The sequence below is a fragment of the Bradyrhizobium sp. USDA 10063 genome, assembly GCF_054063735.1.
Map to the genome: position 1 here is coordinate 1,014,196 of NZ_JBSSGP010000002.1, position 18,096 is coordinate 1,032,291.

The following is an 18,096-nucleotide window of genomic DNA, read 5'->3' on the forward strand; positions in this document are numbered from 1 at the left end:
TCGGCAACATTGTGATATGATTGCATCAGTCCGCTCAACCAGCGGACGTTGAGGCCTTCAGTTCATCCTTGCCGGGAATGACCAGCCCAGAGACCACGGCTCAGCCGTTCGACCCGCCGCGCACCGAGAAAAGAGGCTTGCCGTTCGCGAAGTGGCTGGCGCCTTTTGCGGTGGCGATTGCGCTGTTGTCGGCGTTCCTGACGTTCGTGGTGCTGACGGGTCTGACCCCGATCGAGCCGACCAAGCACGTCGTCTATTCATTCCTGGCGATCAACGCGGGCACGATCCTGCTGCTGGTCGGGATCATCATCCGCGAGATCTGGCAGGTCATTCAGGCCCGGCGCCGCGGCCGTGCGGCGGCGAGGCTTCACGTCCAGATCGTCAGCCTGTTTTCCATTATTGCGGTGCTGCCTGCGGTGGTGGTCGCCATCGTCGCCAACGTCATGCTCGATCGCGGCCTCGACCGGCTGTTTTCGGGACCGACGCGGGTGGCGATCCAGAATTCGCTCACCGTCGCGCGGGCCTATACCTACGACCACGCCCAGCTTATCGGCGGCGACATTCTGGGGATGGCCAACGACATTTCCCGCGCCCGGCCGCTGTTCGATCAGGACCGCCGTACCTTCCGCGAACTGCTGACCGCAAGCGCCGCTGCTCGGAACCTGCCCGGCGCAATGTTGATCGACAAGGATCGCAACGTCCTGGAGAGGGCAGACACGGGTATCCAGCAGGACTTCACCACGCCGCCGGAGGAATTCCTCAAAGACGTCGGCGAGGACAAACCCGAGATATCGGTGTTCCCGGAAGCGAACTACGTGGCCGCCGTCATTCGTCTGCGCGCCTTCACCGATACCTTTCTGTACGTCGCGCGCCTGCTCGATCCGCGCGTGATCAGCCAACTGAAGCAGACCGAGGCCAGCGCTGCCGAATATGCCGCAATCGAGTCGCAAAGGCTCGGCATCCAGGTGACCTTCGCGCTGGTGTTCGCCGTGATCGCGCTGACCATTCTGGTGGCGTCGGTGCTGATCGGGCTCAATTTCGCCAACTGGCTGGTGTCGCCGATCCGCAGCCTGATGAGTGCGGCCAACCAGGTGTCGACCGGCGATCTCAACATCCAGGTTCCCGTCCACAAGTCCGAGGGCGATCTCGCCCAGCTTGGGCAGACCTTCAACAAGATGACGCAGGAGCTGCGGACCCAGCGCGACGAACTCGTCAATGCCAGCGAACTGATCGACAGCCGCCGCCGCTTCATCGAGGCGGTGCTGTCGTCGGCCAGCGCCGGCATCATCGGCGTCGATGCGTCCGGCAGCGTCGGCATCCTCAACCGCTCGGCGGAGAAGCTGATCGGCCACGCCGAGTCGGAGACCCTGGGCCATCCGTTCTCGGACGTGCTTCCCGAGCTCGACGAGATGATGAAGACGGCACGGGAGGGCACCCAGCGCCTGGTCCAGGGCCAGATCACCATCACCCGCGACGGCCACGAGCGCAATTTGTCGGTCCGCATCTCCGCCGAAAAGACCAGCCACTCCTGGGACAATTACATCATCACGCTCGACGACATCACCGAGCTCGTCTCGGCCCAGCGCACCTCGGCCTGGGGCGACGTGGCCCGCCGTATTGCACACGAGATCAAGAATCCGCTGACGCCGATCCAGCTTTCGGCCGAACGCATCCGCCGCAAGTTCGGCAAGACCATCACCGAGCCGAAGGACAAGTCCATCTTCGACCAATGCACCGACACCATCGTGCGCCAGGTCGACGACATCAGGCGCATGGTCGACGAATTCTCGCGCTTCGCCCGCATGCCGAAGCCGGTGATGGAAGGCGAGGATGTCGCCGACACCGTGCGGCAGGCGGTGTTCCTGATGAAGGTCGCGCACCCCGAGCTCGATATCGAGGCCGACATCAAGCAGGACCCGATGCGGGCGCAGTTCGACCGCCGGCTGATCTCGCAGGCGCTGACCAACATCATCAAGAACGCGACCGAAGCGATCGAGCAGGTGCCGCCGGAAGAACTGGGCAAGGGTCGGATCGACGTCATCGCGCAGCGCGAAGGCGAGGAGATCATCATCGACGTGATCGACAACGGCATCGGCCTGCCGAAGGTCGCGCGCGCGCGCCTGCTCGAGCCCTATGTCACGACGCGCCAGAAGGGCACCGGGCTCGGCCTCGCAATCGTCGGCCGCGTTCTCGAAGACCATGGCGGCCGCATCGAGCTCAAGGATGCCGCCGATTTCCGTCCCGGGCAGCGCGGTGCCTGGATGCGGCTTCGATTCGCCGTCTCCGGCCAGCCGCCGAAGGCGGCGACGAAGGAGCCACCTCCGACCACCGATCCCGAGTCGCAGCAGTCAAGCGCGCCGGACCAAGAAAAAAATCCGCCGGAATCCGCGACCAGCGACCCGGCATCCACGACCAATATCCAAGCAAAAATCAAAGCCGCAACAGGCGACTGACAGGCAGGTGTAACCCATGGCAAGTGACATTCTGATTGTCGACGATGAAGCAGACATTCGCGACCTCGTTGCGGGCATCCTCGAAGACGAAGGCTTTTCCACGCGCACCGCGCGCGACAGCGATTCGGCGCTGGCGGAGATCGCCAACCGCCGTCCGCATCTGGTCTTTCTGGACATCTGGCTGCAGGGCTCGAAGCTCGATGGACTGCAGCTTCTGGAGCAGATCAAGAAGGACAACGCCGACCTGCCGGTGGTGATGATCTCCGGCCACGGCAACATCGAGACCGCGGTCGCCGCGATCAAGCGCGGCGCCTACGACTTCATCGAAAAGCCGTTCAAGTCGGACCGGCTGATCCTGGTCGCGACCCGGGCGCTGGAGAATTCGCGCCTCAAGCGCGAAGTGAAAGAACTCAAGCAACAGGCTCCAACTGCAAGTGTTTTGACCGGCCGTTCCGCCTGCATGAACCAGCTCCGCCAAACCATCGAGCGCGCCGCCAAGGCCAACAGCCGCATCCTGATCGTGGGGCCGGCAGGCTCCGGCAAGGAGCTGGTGGCGCGTACGCTGCACCAGGCCTCGAGCCGTGCCGACGGCCCGTTCGTCGTCATCAACGCGGCTGCGATCACGCCCGAGCGGATGGAGGTCGAGCTGTTCGGCATCGAGGCTTCCAATGGCGAGCAGCCGCGCAAGCCGGGCGCCCTGGAAGAGGCCCATGGCGGCACGTTGTTCATCGACGAAATCGCCGACATGCCGCGCGAAACCCAGAACAAGATCTTGCGCGTGCTGGTCGACCAGACCTTCCAGCGCTCCGGCGGCACTGCAAAGGTCCATGTCGATGTCCGCATCATCTCCTCCACCGCGCGCAACCTGGAGGAGGAGATCGCGGCCGGCCACTTCCGCGAGGATCTCTACCATCGCCTGTCGGTGGTCCCGATCCGCGTGCCGCCGCTATCCGAGCGGCGCGAGGATATCCCCGAATTGATCGACTATTTCATGGACCAGATCTCGGCGGCGACCGGCCTGCCGAAGCGGCAGATCGGCCAGGACGCGATGGCGGTGCTGCAGTCCCATGTCTGGCCCGGCAACGTCCGTCAGCTCCGCAACAATGTCGAGCGGGTGATGATTCTGGCCGGCGGCGGCCCGGAGGCGATCATCACGGCGGACATGTTGCCGCAGGACGTCGGCTCGATGGTGCCGGCGATGCCGACCAGCAGCAATGGGGAGCACATCATGGGGCTGCCGCTGCGCGAGGCGCGCGAAGTGTTCGAGCGCGACTATCTGATTGCCCAGATCAGCCGGTTTTCCGGCAATATCTCGCGCACGGCGGAGTTTGTCGGCATGGAGCGCTCCGCGCTCCATCGCAAACTCAAGGCGCTGGGGGTGGGCTGAGCCATCCGGTCGCACCTCCATGCAATTAACTGGGAATGATCGCTTTTTTCCCCATGCTTTTGCGGCAATTGCCGATTCTTGTTCATGGGTGGCGCGTCAACTGGCTTGCCTAATGAGCGGGCCTGCCCTCTAATCCTACCGCCGAGCTTGTCGGAGGGGGAACTCAGGGCAAGCCGGCGACCGGGGAAAGGCTCCGTCAGAGGGCTCCAACCGGTTCCAACATTCCAATAAGAAGACCCACAAGACGGCGGGACAACAAAAATGGCGGCAGACCGCGCTCAAAATCTACAAGACACCTTCCTAAATCATGTTCGTAAGACCAAGACACCACTGACGATCTTTCTGGTGAATGGCGTGAAACTGCAGGGCATTGTCACCTGGTTTGACAATTTCTGCCTTTTACTCCGGCGCGACGGTCATTCGCAGCTTGTCTACAAGCACGCGATCTCGACCATCATGCCGGGCGCACCGATCCAGTTGTTTGAAGGCGGTGAGGATACACAGGGTTGAGAGTGAACTGATTGGAGCCCCGTGATCGTGAAGGGGCCGCCGACCGGCCACGGTCGGCGGAGGGAGTTGAGACGGGCCGGGTGATTGTCGTCGGCCCGTATACGCGCATGCGCCGCGGCGACGCCGAGGCGCAAATGGAGGCGTCTGTCCGCGACTTCGAGGGTCGGATCGAGGAAGCGGCAGGCCTCGCGCGCGCTATCGACCTCACGGTGATCGACATCGTGGTCGCTCCGGTCAGCCAGATCAGGCCGGCGACCTATCTCGGCAAGGGCAAGGTCGAGGAGATTACCGGCCTCGTTGCCAGCCACGACATCGAACTCGTGGTGATGGATTGCGCGCTGTCGCCGATCCAGCAGCGCAACCTCGAGAAGGCCTGGAACACCAAGGTGCTCGATCGCACCGGCCTGATCCTGGAGATTTTCGGCCGCCGCGCCAAGACCAGCGAAGGCGCGCTGCAGGTCGAGCTCGCGCATCTCAACTACCAGCGCAGCCGGCTGGTGCGGTCATGGACCCATCTGGAGCGCCAGCGCGGCGGCTTCGGTTTCATGGGCGGCCCCGGCGAAACCCAGATCGAAGCCGACCGCCGGCTGATCAGCGAGCGCATCACCAAGCTCGAAAGCGAGCTGAAGAAGGTGCAGGCGACGCGGCGATTGCACCGCGCCGGCCGCCAGCGCGTGCCGTATCGGGTGGTGGCGCTGGTCGGCTACACCAATGCCGGCAAGTCGACGCTGTTCAACCGCCTGACCCGTGCCGATGTCCAGGCCGCCGACATGCTGTTCGCGACGCTCGATCCGACGCTGCGTGCGCTGCATCTGCCGCATGGTGGCAAGGCGATGCTGTCGGACACCGTCGGCTTCATCTCCAACCTGCCGACACAGCTCGTCGCGGCCTTCCGCGCCACGCTGGAAGAGGTGCTGGAAGCCGACCTCATCCTCCACGTCCGCGACATCTCGCACGAGGATGCGGAAGCTCAGGAACGCGATGTCGAGGCGGTGCTGCGCCAGCTCGGCATCGACCCCGATGCCGACGGTGGCCAGCGCATCATCGAAGTCTGGAACAAGATCGACCGCTTCGATCCCGAGGAGCGCGCGAATTTGCGCAACATCGCCGCCCGCCGTCCGCCGGAGCGGCCGGCCTTCCTGGTCTCCGCCTGGAACGGGGAGGGCGTCGATGAACTCCTCGCCGCCATCGAGGATCGGCTGGCGGCAAGGCGCATGACGCTGGATCTGTCGATCGACGCCGCCGACGGCGCCGGCATCAGTTGGCTGCACCGCAATTCCGAGGTGCTCGACAAGAAGCTGCACGACGGCCGCTTCGACATGACGGTGCGCGTCGATGAGACCAAGCGCGACATTGTCGTCTCACGCTTCGACGCCGTGCCGCACGTTCTCTGACGTCGTCCCCGCGAAACGCTGTAGCTACGGACTAACCGTCATTGCGAGCGAAGCGAAGCAATCCATACCGCCACTTGCGGAGAGATGGATTGCTTCGTCGCTTCGCTCCTCGCAATGACGGATGGATTAGTTAGCCTGGCTTACGCTCCATCCGAGCGACCAGCGCGCTTCGCCTCGTTCCACAGCGCATCCATCTCTTCGAGCGACGCATCTTCCAGCGAGCGTCCCTTCGCCTGAAGTGCACGCTCGATATAGGCAAAGCGGCGCTCGAACTTGGCATTGGTGCCGCGGAGCGCGCTCTCAGGATCGGCGCCGACGTGCCGCGCGAGATTGACCACGGCGAACAGGAGGTCGCCGGTTTCTTCCGCCAGCTCATCCGCATCGGCGCCGTCGAGTGCGGCCTCGATCTCGTCGGCCTCCTCGCGGATCTTCTTCAACACCGCGCGCGGATCGCTCCAGTCGAAGCCGACGGTCGAGGCCTTGCGCTGCAGCTCCATGGCGCGCGTGAGGGCAGGCTGGCCGGCCTTGACGCCTGATAGCAGCGATTTGTGCGCGGCCTCTTCCGGCGGCCGGCGGGCCGCACGCTCGGCCTTCTCCTCGGCCTTGATGCGATCCCAGACTTCCTTGACGTGGGAGGGGGCTAGATTGCCGTCCTTGTCGGCGAACACATGTGGGTGCCGCCGGATCATCTTCCTGGTGATCGCCTCCACAACATCGCCGAACGCAAAGGCGTCCTGTTCCTCCGCCATGCGGGCGTGGAACACGACCTGCAGCAGGAGGTCGCCAAGTTCATCCCTGAGATCGTCGAGGTCGCCGCGGGTGATGGCGTCCACCACCTCATAGGCTTCCTCGATCGTGTAAGGGGCGATCGTCGCGAAATTCTGCTCGAGGTCCCAGGGGCAGCCGGTCACCGGCGTGCGTAGCGCCGCCATGATCTCGAGAAGGCGTGAAATGTCGCGGGAAGGGGTCATGCGGGCACCAGAATTCTGCTTGTCTTGCTTTATGCCGTAAGCGACCATCCGATCCCAGCGCAACGCGCCGAAATCGGCCGATTTCCACCGGTTGGCCGCGATCGCTGGCGGTGCTAAAGCGCGCGCCATGAGCGACAATTTATCGTCCGAAACCGCGCTGGTGCTGTTCTCCGGCGGGCAGGACTCCACCACCTGCCTTGCCTGGGCGCTTGAGCATTTCGCACGGGTCGAAATGCTCGGCTTTGCCTATGGTCAGCGCCACGCGATCGAGCTCGAATGCCGGGAACGGCTGGTTTCCGGTATCAAGGCGCTGCGATCGGACTGGGCTTCAAAACTGGGCGAGAGTCACACGCTGGAAATCCCGACGCTCGCCGAAATCTCCGACACCGCGCTGACGCGTGACGTCGCGATCGCGATGGGGGCCGACGGCCTGCCCAATACCTTCGTGCCCGGCCGTAACCTGGTGTTCCTCACCTTCGCCGCCGCGCTGGCCTACCGGCGCGGCATCCGCCACATCATCGGCGGCATGTGCGAGACGGATTATTCCGGCTATCCCGATTGCCGCAACGACACCATCAAGGCGCTGCAGTCGGCGCTCAGCCTCGGCATGGCCAAGGATTTCCAATTGCACACGCCGCTGATGTGGCTGAGCAAGGCCGAAACCTGGAAGCTCGCGCACGACCTCGGCGGTGCCGGCCTGGTCGACCTGATCCGCGAGCACTCCCATACCTGCTATCTCGGCGAACGCGGCGCACCCCACGACTGGGGCTACGGCTGCGGCGAATGCCCGGCGTGCACGCTGCGGGAGAGGGGATGGCGGGAATATGCTGCCGGGCGCTAGCCCGCGAAATCCTCCGGCCGCAGTTCGATCGGCTTGCCGTGCGGGGTGCGGTCGGCGGCGTGGTCCCAGGCGTCGCGGTAGCGGTGCAGGGTTTCGGTGGAGGCGACGCCTTTCTCGGCGATGAGGTGTTCCAGCGTGGCGAGCCAGTGGCGGTAATAGGTCTCGCCGGTGTCGGGATCGCCTTCTGCCTGCGCGCGCTTGATCTGGTCGGCGAGGGCTGCGGCCCATTCGCTCCAGGTGAACAGGCCGCGCTCGTGCAGCGTCAGCGCCATCGCAAAGGCCTGCGCTTCCCAGGGTTCGCGGAACACCGGGCCTTCATCGTCGCGTGGGATGCTTGGCACGGCGGCCGTGGCGCGCGCGGCAGCAGTGCTATCCATCAGGCGCGCTCCAGATAGGGCTCGAAGGCGTCGACCGAGATCTTGACGGTCGGATCGGACTCCGGTCCCCACAATTCAGTCCCGTCGAACACCACGGTGTAGAGCCATTGCGGGTTCTCGCCGGCTTCCATCGCGGCCGAATCCGGGAACACGTGGCAGCCATGGTCGCGCTCGACCGTGCCGACATGGCCGCGCACATAGCGGGGCAGCCGCGTGTGGGTGAGGGGGTGGATATTCTTGGCGCGCACCTTGTCGCCCGGCTTGAACTTTGCGGGCGCCGGCGCCGTGCGGCCGAACTTGCCGCGCACCATCACGCGCTCGACGTCATCGAGCGCGAATTTGCCATGCTTGAGCGGCTTCGCCGGCTGCACCGCATGGCCCGTCGTGACTTCCTCTTTTGCGATGAACCCCTTGTCAAGCAGCAGGTCCTCGAGCCCGAGCAGCCACTTCTTGTAATAGGAGCTCGCGAGATAGACATGCGGCGGCAAGGTCTCGCGATAGTAGCGCGAGGTGTCGATGTTGAAGGCCCCAGTGGCGCCCATCGCGCGCACCATCGCCATCACCCGCGCCTCCCAGTCGGCATGGAACATCGGCTCGTTCGGCTCGGGTTCGACCTTGCCGAACCCGTCCATGCCGCCCATGTCGTGCACGCCGTTCATGACGGCGCTCCCGGCCGCTTCGGAAATCCGGTGCCGATCATGGAATCGCGCGTCACGAGGTCGGCAAGCTGCGCCTCGCTCCAGCCTTCGGTGCCTTCGGGCCGCATCGGCAGCACCAGGAAGCGCGTCTCGGCGGTCGAATCCCAGACCCTGATCTCGGTTTCCTTCGGCAGCGTCACGCCGAAATCGGCAAGCACGCCGCGCGGGTCCTTGACCGCACGCGAGCGGTAGGGCGCGGCCTTGTACCAGACCGGCGGCAGCCCGAGCATTTCCCAGGGGTAGCAGGAGCACAGCGTGCACACGACCATGTTGTGGCGATCAGGCGTGTTCTCGACCACGACGAGGTGGTCGCCGACCCGGCTGACATGACCGAGCGTGCCGACGGCCTTGCTGCCGTCTTCGAGCAGCGCCTGCTTGAACGCAGGATCCGTCCACGCCTTGGCGACGACCCGGGCGCCGTTGTGCGGGCCGATCCGGGTCTCGTAGGCCTGGATGATGGCGTCCAGCGCGGCGGGCTCGACATAACCCTTTTCGGTCAGGATCGTCTCGAGCGCGCGTACGCGCAGCTCGGTCTCCGACAGTTCCGAATGGTCGTGGTCGTGATGATGATCGTGATCGCTCATGGCATGAAGATAGGCGAAAAAAGCCGACCCTGTCGAGACGTGGACTCTGCTAGCATTTCGGACAGGGAGGCAATCGTGGCGGAATACATAAAAATCGAAAAAGGCCTGGGGCCGGAAGGCCGCATCGCGGTCGTGCGCTTCGACCGCGGCGACGGAATCAATGCGCTGTCGCCGGAGGCGCTTCGCCAGCTCACCGATGCCGCGCGCAGCTTCGAGGATGATGCCGCGACGTCCGTCGTCGTGCTCACCGGCGGCGCAAAATCCTTCAGTGCCGGCTTCGACCTCAAGGACGCCGAAGGCCGCTCGCGCCGCACCATGGACATCGGCACGCTGCGCCGCCACCTGAAACTGGGGCCGCGGCTGACGCGGGCCTGGCAAGACATGGAACAGGTCACGATCGGCGCTATCGAGGGCTTCTGCATCGGCGGCGGCGTGGCGCTGGCGGTTGCGCTCGACTTCCGCGTGATGGCGCGCGATGCCCATATGCGCGTGCCCGAGATCGGGCTCGGCATGAACATGAGCTGGCAGAGCGTGCCGCGCATGCTGCACCTGATGGGACCTGCACGGACCAAGCAGGCCGTGATCCTCGCCGACGACCGCATCTCGGCCGCCGAGGCGTACGAATGGGGATTGGTGGAGCAGGTGGCCGATCCCGGCAAGGCGTTTGAGGCCGCCATGGCGCTCGCAACAAAGGTCGCCGCGCAGCCGCCGATCTCGGTTGCCATGACAAAGCTCACGGTGAACCGCCTGGCGCACGCCCTCGACGATCTCGCTGGCCATATGGACGTCGACCAGTTCGCGCTGGCAAGCATGACAGAAGATCACAGGGAGGGCGTCGCGGCATTCCTGGAACGACGCAAGCCGCGGTTCAAGGGACGATAGCGCTATCCGCGCTATCGTCGCGATCCCGTCGCCACACGCGCATCCGAGGCCATTTCGAGGCAGGTTTGGAGTTCGACATAACTCGGCGTGCCATCGATGCTGGACTCGCTGGTGCAAGCCGCTTTGTCTTTCGCCGTGAACTTGCTCCATTGCCCGGCCACTTGCGTTCGGGCCTGCTCTTCGGCCTTCATGCATGACGCCAGGGTCTCTCCGATCCCGACCGTCTCTGCCGTTTCGGCCTTGCAGATCCGGGCGATGTCAAACTTCGGCACCGCGTCCGCCGCGCGCACGCCGTGTGATGCAGTGATTGAAATTGCCGCGCCGAGCGCAGCCAAAATGATGGATTTACGCATGTTCGACCTCCGGTCGCATCAATCATCCCTAGACAAGCTCGTTCGATGTTGACGAAGATCAAGCCGCTGGCCGAGCACGTGAACGTGATCGTCTTCCCTAATTCGATGCTGAACTGAGCGTGGAGCGGAAGCGCAGCAGCGACAGCATCAGGAACAGCGAGGCGATGCCGGCGACGGCGAGGAATTGCGGCCACACCACATCGAGACCGGCGCCGCGATAGAGGATCGCCTGCGCGAAGGAGACGAAGTGAGTCGAAGGCGATGCCTGCATCGCGGTCGCGAGCCAGGTCGGCATGCTCTCCAGCGGCGTCGCGCCGCCGGACAGCACGTTCATGGGAACGGCGACCAGCATGTAGAGCAGGCCGAGTTGCGGCATCGATCGCGCAACCGTGCCCAGGAACAGGCCGATTGCGGTCGCGAAGAAAAGATAGAGGATCGTTCCAAACATGAAGAGCGGGATCGAGCCGGCGATCGGGATCTTCAGGAGCAGGCGGACCACCAGATAGAGCGACAGCCCGACTGCGACCGCGATGACGAACCCGTTGGCCCATATCTTCGACATCGCGATTTCGAACGGGCTCAGCGGCATCACCAGCAGATGATCCATCGTGCCATGCTCGCGCTCGCGCACCAGCGCGGCGCCGGCGAGGATGATCGCAAGCATGGTGACGCTCGAGATGATGCCCATGACACTGGCGAACCAGGCCGTCGTCACATTGGGATTGAAGGCGATCCTGACCGCCAGGTTGACCGGCGATTCGGTCACGCGCTCCACCTGCGATACGAACTGAGCAATCTCGGTATTGATGATCTGTTGCGCGTAGCCCGAGCCCAGGCCGGCCTGGATCATTGCAGTTGCGTCGACAATTGATCTGGAGCCCAGGCTGGCGCCCCGCCAAAACGTCGCGCTGGAAGTTCGGAGGAATATCGATGACGAAGGTGTATTTGCCGGTATCCATGAGATGCTCGATATCGGCCTGCGCGATCGCCACCGGCTCCTTGAAATAGGGCATCAGGAACGCGCGCGTGATCCGGCGGGATAATTCCGAATGGTCTTCATCGACCACGCCGATCGAGGCGTGGAACACTTCCTGGGCATTGCTTTGCGCCTGGCTGATGACAGCGAGCGAGAACGAGTAGATCACGAACCCGAGCAGCACCCAGTCGCTGAAGAAGCTGCGCAGTTCCTTGGTGCCGAGCCAGAAGATGTTGGAGAGAGAGCGCATGGTCTCAGCGCTCCTGCTTGGGGAGCAGCATCATGCTCAGGCACGTCAGCACAGGGACGAAGACGAGGAGCATGAGGATGCTCGAACCGAGATCGGCAAGGCCCAGTCCCTTGGTGAAGGTGCCGACGCTGATCGGGCGGTAATAGCTCATCGGGAAGCAGAGGCCGATGAGCTGCGCCGAGCCGGATAGCGAAGATACGGGCGTCATCATGCCCGAAAACTGCTGGGCCGGCAGAATGGTGAGAATCGCCGTGCCGAACAGCGCGGCGATCTGGGTCGTGCAGAAAGTGGAGATCAGCATGCCGTAACCGGTCGTCGTGAAGACGTAGATGACCGTGCCGGCAAGCAGCGCCACGAAGCTGCCTTTCAGCGGCACGTTGAAGATGAAGACCGCCATCGCGAACATGATGATGAAGTTGATCAGCGCGACGGCGACGTAAGGGAGCTGCTTGCCGACGAGGAATTCCAGCCGCGTCACCGGCGTGACGTAGAGGTTGGTGATCGAGCCGAGTTCCTTCTCGCGAACCACGGCGAGCGCCATCAGGATGGCCGGAAACAGCGCGAGCATCATCGCAAGTGTCGACGGCACCATGGCGTAGATGCTGTCAAAGTCCTGATTGTACTTGAATCGGACCTCGATATTGGCGGGCAGGGGCGCTGCCGCCTGCGTTGTGTTGAGCGCGGGATCGCTCAGATAGAGCTGGTGCATGCCCTGCAGGTACCCCCGAATGGTCGAGGCGCGGAAGGGCATGGCGCCATCGATCCAGGCGGACACGTAGGCGGGCCGCCCGCGCTTGATGTCGAGGCCGAAGTTCGAGGGAATCTCGATGCTGACACTGATGCTGCCGTTCTTCAGGCGGCGATCGAGATCCGCATAGTCGGTCAGCGGAGGTTTTTCGAGGAAATAGGGCGATCCTCTCAGTTCCGACAGATAGGCGCGGCTTTCGGGCGTCTGATCGCGGTCGAGCACGGCAAAGGTGAGATTGTTGACGTCGGCCGAAATGCCGAAACCGAACACGATCATCAGGAGCGCAGTGCCGAACAGGGCGAACATCAGCCGGATGCGATCGCGCACCAGCTCAAGGCCCTCGCGGATCGTATAGGCGAACAATCGCCGGAAGCTGAAAAAGCTGCGCCTGCTATCGCGGCCGGCTGTCGTATCCGGTTGGACGCCGACTGCTTGCGGCTGATCGATAGTCACGGCCGATAGCGCGCCCGGCTTTTCCTGCTCGAGGAAGCTGATGAACGCATCCTCGAGGCTCCTGGCGTCTCTCGCCTTGATCAGTCCGGCCGGCGTGTCGGTGGCAAGCACGCGCCCTTCGTGCATCAGCGACAGCCGATCGCAGCGCGCCGCCTCGTTCATGAAATGCGTCGAGACGAAGATGGTCATCCCTTGATTGCGCGACAGGTCGATCAGAAGCTGCCAGAACTGGTCGCGTGCCAGCGGGTCGACGCCGGAGGTCGGCTCGTCCAGGATCAGGAGGTCGGGCTTGTGGACGACGGCGACAGCAAGCGACAATCGCTGCCTGATCCCGAGGGGAAGTGAAGAGGCGAGATCATCGAGATAGTCGGCGAGGTCGCATTTCTCGATCAGCTCCGCGATGCGCGTCTCGGCGAACGCCGGGGGCAGGTGAAACAGGCGCGCGTGCAGGACAAGGTTCTGGCGAACCGTGAGTTCCCCGTAGAGGGAGAAGGATTGTGACATATAGCCGACATGGCGGCGCGCTTCGAGATCGCCGGCACGCAGCACTTCGCCGAAGATCAGCGCTTCGCCCTCGGATGGCGGCAGAAGTCCGGTGAGCATCTTCATCGTCGTCGTCTTGCCCGATCCGTTCGAGCCGACGAAGCCGAAGATCTCGCCACGGCGGATCGTGAAGTTCACGCGGTCGACGGCCGTGAAGTCGACGAACCGGCAGGTCAGGTCCTTGGCGACAATGACGGGCTCGGCGTGACCGTCGAGCGGTGGACCGATCGGCTTGTCGTTACCAGTAGGCTGTCGCTGCGGAAGCAGGGCGACGAAGGCGTCTTCGATCGATTCGGTGCCGGTTTGCCGTTTGAGATCGGAGGGTGAGCCGTTCGCGAGGATCTTTCCCTCGTTCATCGCAAACAACCAATCGAAGCGCTCGGCCTCTTCCATATAGGCGGTGGCGACCACCACGCTCATTTTCGCGGTGCGCCCTCGTATCCGGTCGATGAGATCCCAGAACTGGCGCCGCGACAGCGGATCGACGCCCGTCGTCGGCTCGTCGAGAATCAGGAGATCGGGATCATGGATCAGCGAACAGCAGAGCCCCAGCTTCTGCCGCATTCCGCCCGACAGCTTGCTGGCCGGCCGGTCGGCGAACGGCGCAAGCCCGGTGCTTTCCAGGAGCTCATTGATGCGCCACTCTCGCTCCTTGCGCGACTGCTCGAACAGGCGGGCGAAGAACTCGACATTCTCCCTGACGCTGAGGTCGGGATAGAGATTCTTGCCGAGCCCCTGCGGCATGTAGGCGATGCGCGGACAGATCAGCGCGCGCTCGGCGGCCTTGGAGATGTCGGTGCCGAGAACAGCGACCGCGCCCTCCTGGATCTTCCGCGCGCCCGCGAGAATGGCGAGCAGCGAGGATTTGCCGACGCCGTCGGGTCCGATCAGCCCGACCAGGCGTCCGGCGGGAATGTCGGCCGATATGCAATCGAGCGCCGTCACCGAGCGATAGCGATGGGAGAGGGCTCGAACGATTGCGACCGGATCGTCGCTGCCGTTCATGGAGTACCCTGCAGCTTCGCCGGCCAGACAATCGCGGGATCCCAACGGACATAGGCTACACCGGGCAGGCCGCTTCTGACTGCGTCCGCGCGCGCAAGCAGGCGTTCCGGGTCGATGCGAACCCGGATGCGAAACATCAGCTTGTCGCGCTCGGTCTTGGTCTCCACCGTCTTCGGCGTGAACTGTGCCTGGCTGGCGACAAAGGAGACCTTTGCCGGGATCGGGTGATCGGGGTAGGCGTCGAGAACGATGCGCGCGTCGGCGCCGACCTTGACCTTGCCGGCCTCCGTCGTCGGCAGGTAGATGTCCATGTAGACATAGGTCAGATCCAGCATCGTGAAGACCTTGCCGCCGGCCGCGAGGACTTCGCCGATATTGGTCAGGCGGTACTGGATCCGGCCTGCTTTCGGCGCCACCAGCGTGTTGTCGGCGATCTGCACCTTGTAGAGCCCTGCGTCATGCTGGGCGGCCTCCAGCGCATGTTGCGTTTCGAGCACCCTGGCCTGGGCCGCGGCAAGCGCACCATTGGCGGCATCGAGCTGTTGCTTGCGCTGGTCCATCAATTCCTTGGTCGCCCAGCCATTCTTGTGGAGGTACTCCGTCCGCTGGTTCTCCTGCTCGGCCAGGGTTTTCTGCGCCTGCTGCTGGCTGAGCACGGCCTGGGCTTCCTCGATCGCGCGCTGCGCCTGCCGGCCCTGCGCCAACGATTTCGAGAGCGACTGCTCGAGATCGCGTGTGTCCATCCGCGCCACGACCTGTCCGGGCGCAACCATGTCGCCGATATCGGCGAGCAGCTCGTATACGCGCCCGGCATACTTCGTGCTGATGTCGATTTCGTCGGCCTCGATACGGCCGTTGCCGACGCTGATACCGACGGGTAGCGGCGGATGCGCTTGCTTCCAGATGTAATAGCCGCCGCCACCGGCGCCGAGCACAACAAGGAGGAGCGCTGCCGCGATCCGCAAACCGCGCCGCTTGCCGTTTCGACGGACCGGCACAGGCAGATGCCGGGAGGCGGGAGCAGGCGTGGGCGAATGAGATGCATCGGCGGCTTGCGCGCCTCCTTTGATCTCTTCGATTTGATCTTGCATCGGTCGGTGCCTTGGGTTGCATAACTTGTTCTTAGTTTGCACCGCCGCATCCGCAGGCTGTTGACGTAACGCAAATTCTGTCGCGGACGCCTCCGAGCCATGCTCCAGTACCGGTTACAGGTTCCAAGGCAACCCGTTCATCGGTACGCGCCGCAAAGTTGATTTCGCTCAACCCACGCCGCAGCGAATGGCTCATGCTTTATCCAGTCGCACAGCAAGACGGCGCGCTTTTCGATCACCGAGGACAGGCCATGGCCGACAAGAAGAACGTGGTTGCCACCGAACCCGGGACAGGCACCCAGGAGAGCCTCCAGAGCAAAGACAAGCAGGCAAAGGAAGTGGGGCGGGTCCTCGATTGTCTGGAAGACGACGAAGTTCGAGAAGCCCTGGACCGTCTCCATGCCCGCGACGAGAGAACGCCTCCCTCGCAAGGCTGAGGCGCTTTCCGTCATCCTGACCGTTTTTGCGGCAGCGGTCGCGTTCGCCTTCATTCTCGACGCCGTCAAGGCGCGTATCTTCCGCGCGCTGGAAATGGAATGAGCGCCGCGCAGGGGGCGCTTGATCCACGTCAACGGCTGTTGTCCTGGCGCGCGCTACGTGTTTTCCATCAATTCGCTGGGGAGTTTTTCCGTGTCGCTGAGAACGATAGCCGTCTTCTTCGATCCGTCGCCTGCCGGCGAAGCACGTGCCGACTATGCCGTCAAACTCGCATTCCGTCATCGCGCGCATCTGGTCGGAATCTTCGTGGTGCCGTTCGGCTGGGATGGCAATCCGTCCGAATCGTTCGTTCGAGGGCAGGCTGCGGTTCGCGAACTCATCCAGCGCCATATGGCAAGCGAACTGGCCGCGACGAAAGCCGCGAGCCAAAGCTTTGCGACCGTCTCCACTCGCGAGGACATCAGTTGCGAGTTTCGTTGCATCCGCCCCGGTGAGGCCAACGAGGGAGCTGCACTGAACGCGCTCCATTCCGATCTCGTGATCGTCGGCAGTCCGCGGTCGGGCGGCCTGCCGCAGGAGTGGTCGGCGGAATCGCTATTGCTTGCGACCGGTGTACCCGTCCTCCTGTTGCCCGAGCAATGGAGTGGGACCGCGGCCGAGCACATCGTTGTCGCCTGGAATGCCAGCCGTGAGGCGCGCCGTGCCATCACTGATGCTCTTCCGCTGCTTGCAGCGGCGCAGTCAGTGACCGTCCTTCTGGTGGATTCCCACAAGAATGACCGCCATGGCGAGGAACCCGGCGCCGATGTGGGGCTGTATCTGTCGCGCCATGGCGTGAAGGTCGCGGTCGAGCGGATCTGGTCCAATGGCGCTTCGGTCGCCGACGCCATCCTTGGTTTTGGCAGGCGACACGCCAGCGATCTGATCGTCGTCGGGGCTTACAGCCACGCGCGAACGAGCCAAATGATGTTCGGCGGCGTGACCCGAGCCTTGCTGCGGGACGCGACCGTCCCGTTGTTGATCGCGCATTGAGAGGTCGGGGGCGCGTTCGTCGCTTAGGACCGCGTCACGTCGCCCGCAGCAGGTCCGCGACAGCTCGCCGGGCGATTGCGTTTTCCTCGGGCAGGCCGATCGAAATTCGTACCCACGTGTCGAGCGGCGGATAGCTGCGGCCGATGTCGATGCCTTGTGCTGCGAGCGTGGACGCGATGGTTTGTTGCGGCCGGCCGGAGTCGAAAAACACGAAGTTGCCCTGCGATTCCGCGAAGCGAACTTTGCGTGTCCGGAACAGCTCGTGCCACGCATCGCGCTCGGCCGCGACCTTCGCGCGAACGGATGCTACATAATCTGTATCTTTCAGACTTGCGTTTGCCGCGACCAGGCTGAGCCGATTGAGGCCGAAAAAGGCACCGATGCTGAGTTGCTTCACCGACTTGGCCAACTCGGCGGGCGCCAGCGTGTAGCCGATGGCAAGGCTCGCAAGCCCGTAGATTTTCGCGAACGTCCTGAAGACGGCGACCTGGTCGCCATTGCGGACGAGGCCGGCGGCAGTTCGCTTCTCGAAATCCGGCGTGAATTCGAGATAGGCCTCATCGACGATTACGAGGGTGCGCCTGGAGAGTTCGTGCACGAATTCGATGAACTGCGCCGCGTCGCTCACCGTGCCGCTCGGATTGTGCGGATTGACGAGATAGACCGCGCGCGTCCGTCCATTGACCTTGCCGGCGATGGCGGGAAGATCGTTCTGAAGCTGGGCGTTGAGGGGAACACCGACGACGCCGCCGCCGGCGGGCGAGACGGCATCCACCAGCGCGGTATAGCCGGGTTCGGAATAGACGAACTCGCCGCCCGGACCGCCGTGGGCCGACAGATACAGGCCGAGCACGTCGAGGATCTCGCCAAGCACGATCTGCTCGGCAGCGACATTCTCGCGCGCGGCAATCGTCTGCGTCAGCTCGGCGAGTTCGTCGCCGGTATAGCGGCTGAGCCCGGCGAGATGGGCCTTGATCGCCTGCAATGCGCGGGGCGAGGGACCGAACGGGTTTTCATTCAAGGAGAGGTGAATTCGGTCGTGTTTCGATGCATCGGCCATGGCTGGATACAGGAGACTGCTGGCTGCGGCGGTACTGATCAACAGCCAAT

16 protein-coding genes and 1 pseudogene are annotated in these 18,096 nt (G+C 63.7%); 7 read left to right on the top strand and 10 right to left on the bottom strand.

Annotated features, from left to right (window positions below; all coding sequences use genetic code 11):
- Positions 1-77: 77 nt before the first annotated feature.
- The 4 genes from ACVJGD_RS06710 to hflX all read left to right on the top strand — a co-directional run bounded on the left by ACVJGD_RS06710 (position 78) and on the right by hflX (position 5,744).
- On the top strand, positions 78-2,453 hold the full coding sequence (locus ACVJGD_RS06710) for an ATP-binding protein (protein WP_456633614.1): 2,376 nt from the start codon (positions 78-80) through the stop codon (positions 2,451-2,453).
- Positions 2,454-2,469: 16 nt separating this feature from the next.
- The gene (gene ntrX / locus ACVJGD_RS06715; protein WP_454618985.1) at positions 2,470-3,840 is read left to right on the top strand and encodes a nitrogen assimilation response regulator NtrX; all 1,371 of its coding nucleotides are present in this window, start codon (positions 2,470-2,472) and stop codon (positions 3,838-3,840) included.
- Positions 3,841-4,101: 261 nt separating this feature from the next.
- Positions 4,102-4,350, top strand: a complete 249-nt coding sequence (hfq, locus tag ACVJGD_RS06720; protein ID WP_027578348.1) for an RNA chaperone Hfq — start codon at positions 4,102-4,104, stop codon at positions 4,348-4,350.
- Positions 4,351-4,361: 11 nt separating this feature from the next.
- The gene (hflX, locus tag ACVJGD_RS06725) at positions 4,362-5,744 is read left to right on the top strand and encodes a GTPase HflX (RefSeq protein ID WP_456633615.1); all 1,383 of its coding nucleotides are present in this window, start codon (positions 4,362-4,364) and stop codon (positions 5,742-5,744) included.
- A gap of 140 nt (positions 5,745-5,884) precedes the next feature.
- On the opposite strand, the gene mazG is transcribed toward hflX, so the two are convergent.
- Positions 5,885-6,715: a nucleoside triphosphate pyrophosphohydrolase gene (gene mazG, locus ACVJGD_RS06730; protein WP_456640196.1), complete on the bottom strand. Its 831-nt coding sequence runs from the start codon at positions 6,713-6,715 to the stop codon at positions 5,885-5,887.
- A gap of 127 nt (positions 6,716-6,842) precedes the next feature.
- Here mazG and queC point away from each other — a divergent pair, with 127 nt between their 5' ends.
- A complete protein-coding gene (queC, locus tag ACVJGD_RS06735; RefSeq protein WP_456633616.1) occupies positions 6,843-7,556 on the top strand; it encodes a 7-cyano-7-deazaguanine synthase QueC in 714 nt (237 codons plus the stop codon).
- Here the strand turns inward: queC and ACVJGD_RS06740 are convergent.
- Genes ACVJGD_RS06740 through nthA form a run of 3 tightly spaced genes read right to left on the bottom strand, consistent with a single transcriptional unit; the run spans position 7,553 to position 9,215 of the window.
- Positions 7,553-7,933 (bottom strand): nitrile hydratase accessory protein, encoded by a 381-nt coding sequence (locus ACVJGD_RS06740; RefSeq protein WP_456633617.1) that lies wholly within the window; start codon positions 7,931-7,933, stop codon positions 7,553-7,555. The two genes, queC and ACVJGD_RS06740, sit on opposite strands and share 4 nt — an antisense overlap.
- Positions 7,933-8,592, bottom strand: a complete 660-nt coding sequence (gene nthB, locus ACVJGD_RS06745; RefSeq protein ID WP_456633618.1) for a nitrile hydratase subunit beta — start codon at positions 8,590-8,592, stop codon at positions 7,933-7,935. The genes ACVJGD_RS06740 and nthB overlap by 1 nt, the downstream gene beginning before the upstream one ends.
- On the bottom strand, positions 8,589-9,215 hold the full coding sequence (gene nthA / locus ACVJGD_RS06750; protein ID WP_456633619.1) for a nitrile hydratase subunit alpha: 627 nt from the start codon (positions 9,213-9,215) through the stop codon (positions 8,589-8,591). The genes nthB and nthA overlap by 4 nt, the downstream gene beginning before the upstream one ends.
- Before the next feature lie 75 nt (positions 9,216-9,290).
- Here nthA and ACVJGD_RS06755 point away from each other — a divergent pair, with 75 nt between their 5' ends.
- A complete protein-coding gene (locus tag ACVJGD_RS06755; protein ID WP_456633620.1) occupies positions 9,291-10,097 on the top strand; it encodes an enoyl-CoA hydratase/isomerase family protein in 807 nt (268 codons plus the stop codon).
- Between the two features lie 11 nt (positions 10,098-10,108).
- Here ACVJGD_RS06755 and ACVJGD_RS06760 read toward each other — a convergent pair whose 3' ends face one another.
- From ACVJGD_RS06760 to ACVJGD_RS06780, 5 genes and pseudogenes are all read right to left on the bottom strand, one after another.
- Positions 10,109-10,450, bottom strand: a complete 342-nt coding sequence (locus ACVJGD_RS06760) for a hypothetical protein (RefSeq protein ID WP_456633621.1) — start codon at positions 10,448-10,450, stop codon at positions 10,109-10,111.
- Between the two features lie 97 nt (positions 10,451-10,547).
- A pseudogene (locus ACVJGD_RS06765) lies at positions 10,548-11,676 on the bottom strand (ABC transporter permease).
- A gap of 4 nt (positions 11,677-11,680) precedes the next feature.
- Positions 11,681-14,425, bottom strand: a complete 2,745-nt coding sequence (gene rbbA, locus ACVJGD_RS06770) for a ribosome-associated ATPase/putative transporter RbbA (protein ID WP_456633622.1) — start codon at positions 14,423-14,425, stop codon at positions 11,681-11,683.
- Entirely contained in the window at positions 14,422-15,516 is a 1,095-nt protein-coding gene (locus tag ACVJGD_RS06775) for an HlyD family secretion protein (RefSeq protein ID WP_456633623.1), read from the bottom strand. The genes rbbA and ACVJGD_RS06775 overlap by 4 nt, the downstream gene beginning before the upstream one ends.
- 137 nt (positions 15,517-15,653) lie before the next feature.
- The gene (locus ACVJGD_RS06780; protein ID WP_456633624.1) at positions 15,654-16,088 is read right to left on the bottom strand and encodes a hypothetical protein; all 435 of its coding nucleotides are present in this window, start codon (positions 16,086-16,088) and stop codon (positions 15,654-15,656) included.
- A 58-nt stretch (positions 16,089-16,146) separates the two neighbouring features.
- On the opposite strand from ACVJGD_RS06780, the gene ACVJGD_RS06785 reads away from it, so the two are divergent.
- On the top strand, positions 16,147-16,986 hold the full coding sequence (locus ACVJGD_RS06785) for a universal stress protein (RefSeq protein WP_456633625.1): 840 nt from the start codon (positions 16,147-16,149) through the stop codon (positions 16,984-16,986).
- A 34-nt stretch (positions 16,987-17,020) separates the two neighbouring features.
- Here ACVJGD_RS06785 and ACVJGD_RS06790 read toward each other — a convergent pair whose 3' ends face one another.
- Positions 17,021-18,046 (bottom strand): pyridoxal phosphate-dependent aminotransferase, encoded by a 1,026-nt coding sequence (locus ACVJGD_RS06790; protein ID WP_456633626.1) that lies wholly within the window; start codon positions 18,044-18,046, stop codon positions 17,021-17,023.
- Positions 18,047-18,096 lie beyond the last annotated feature (50 nt).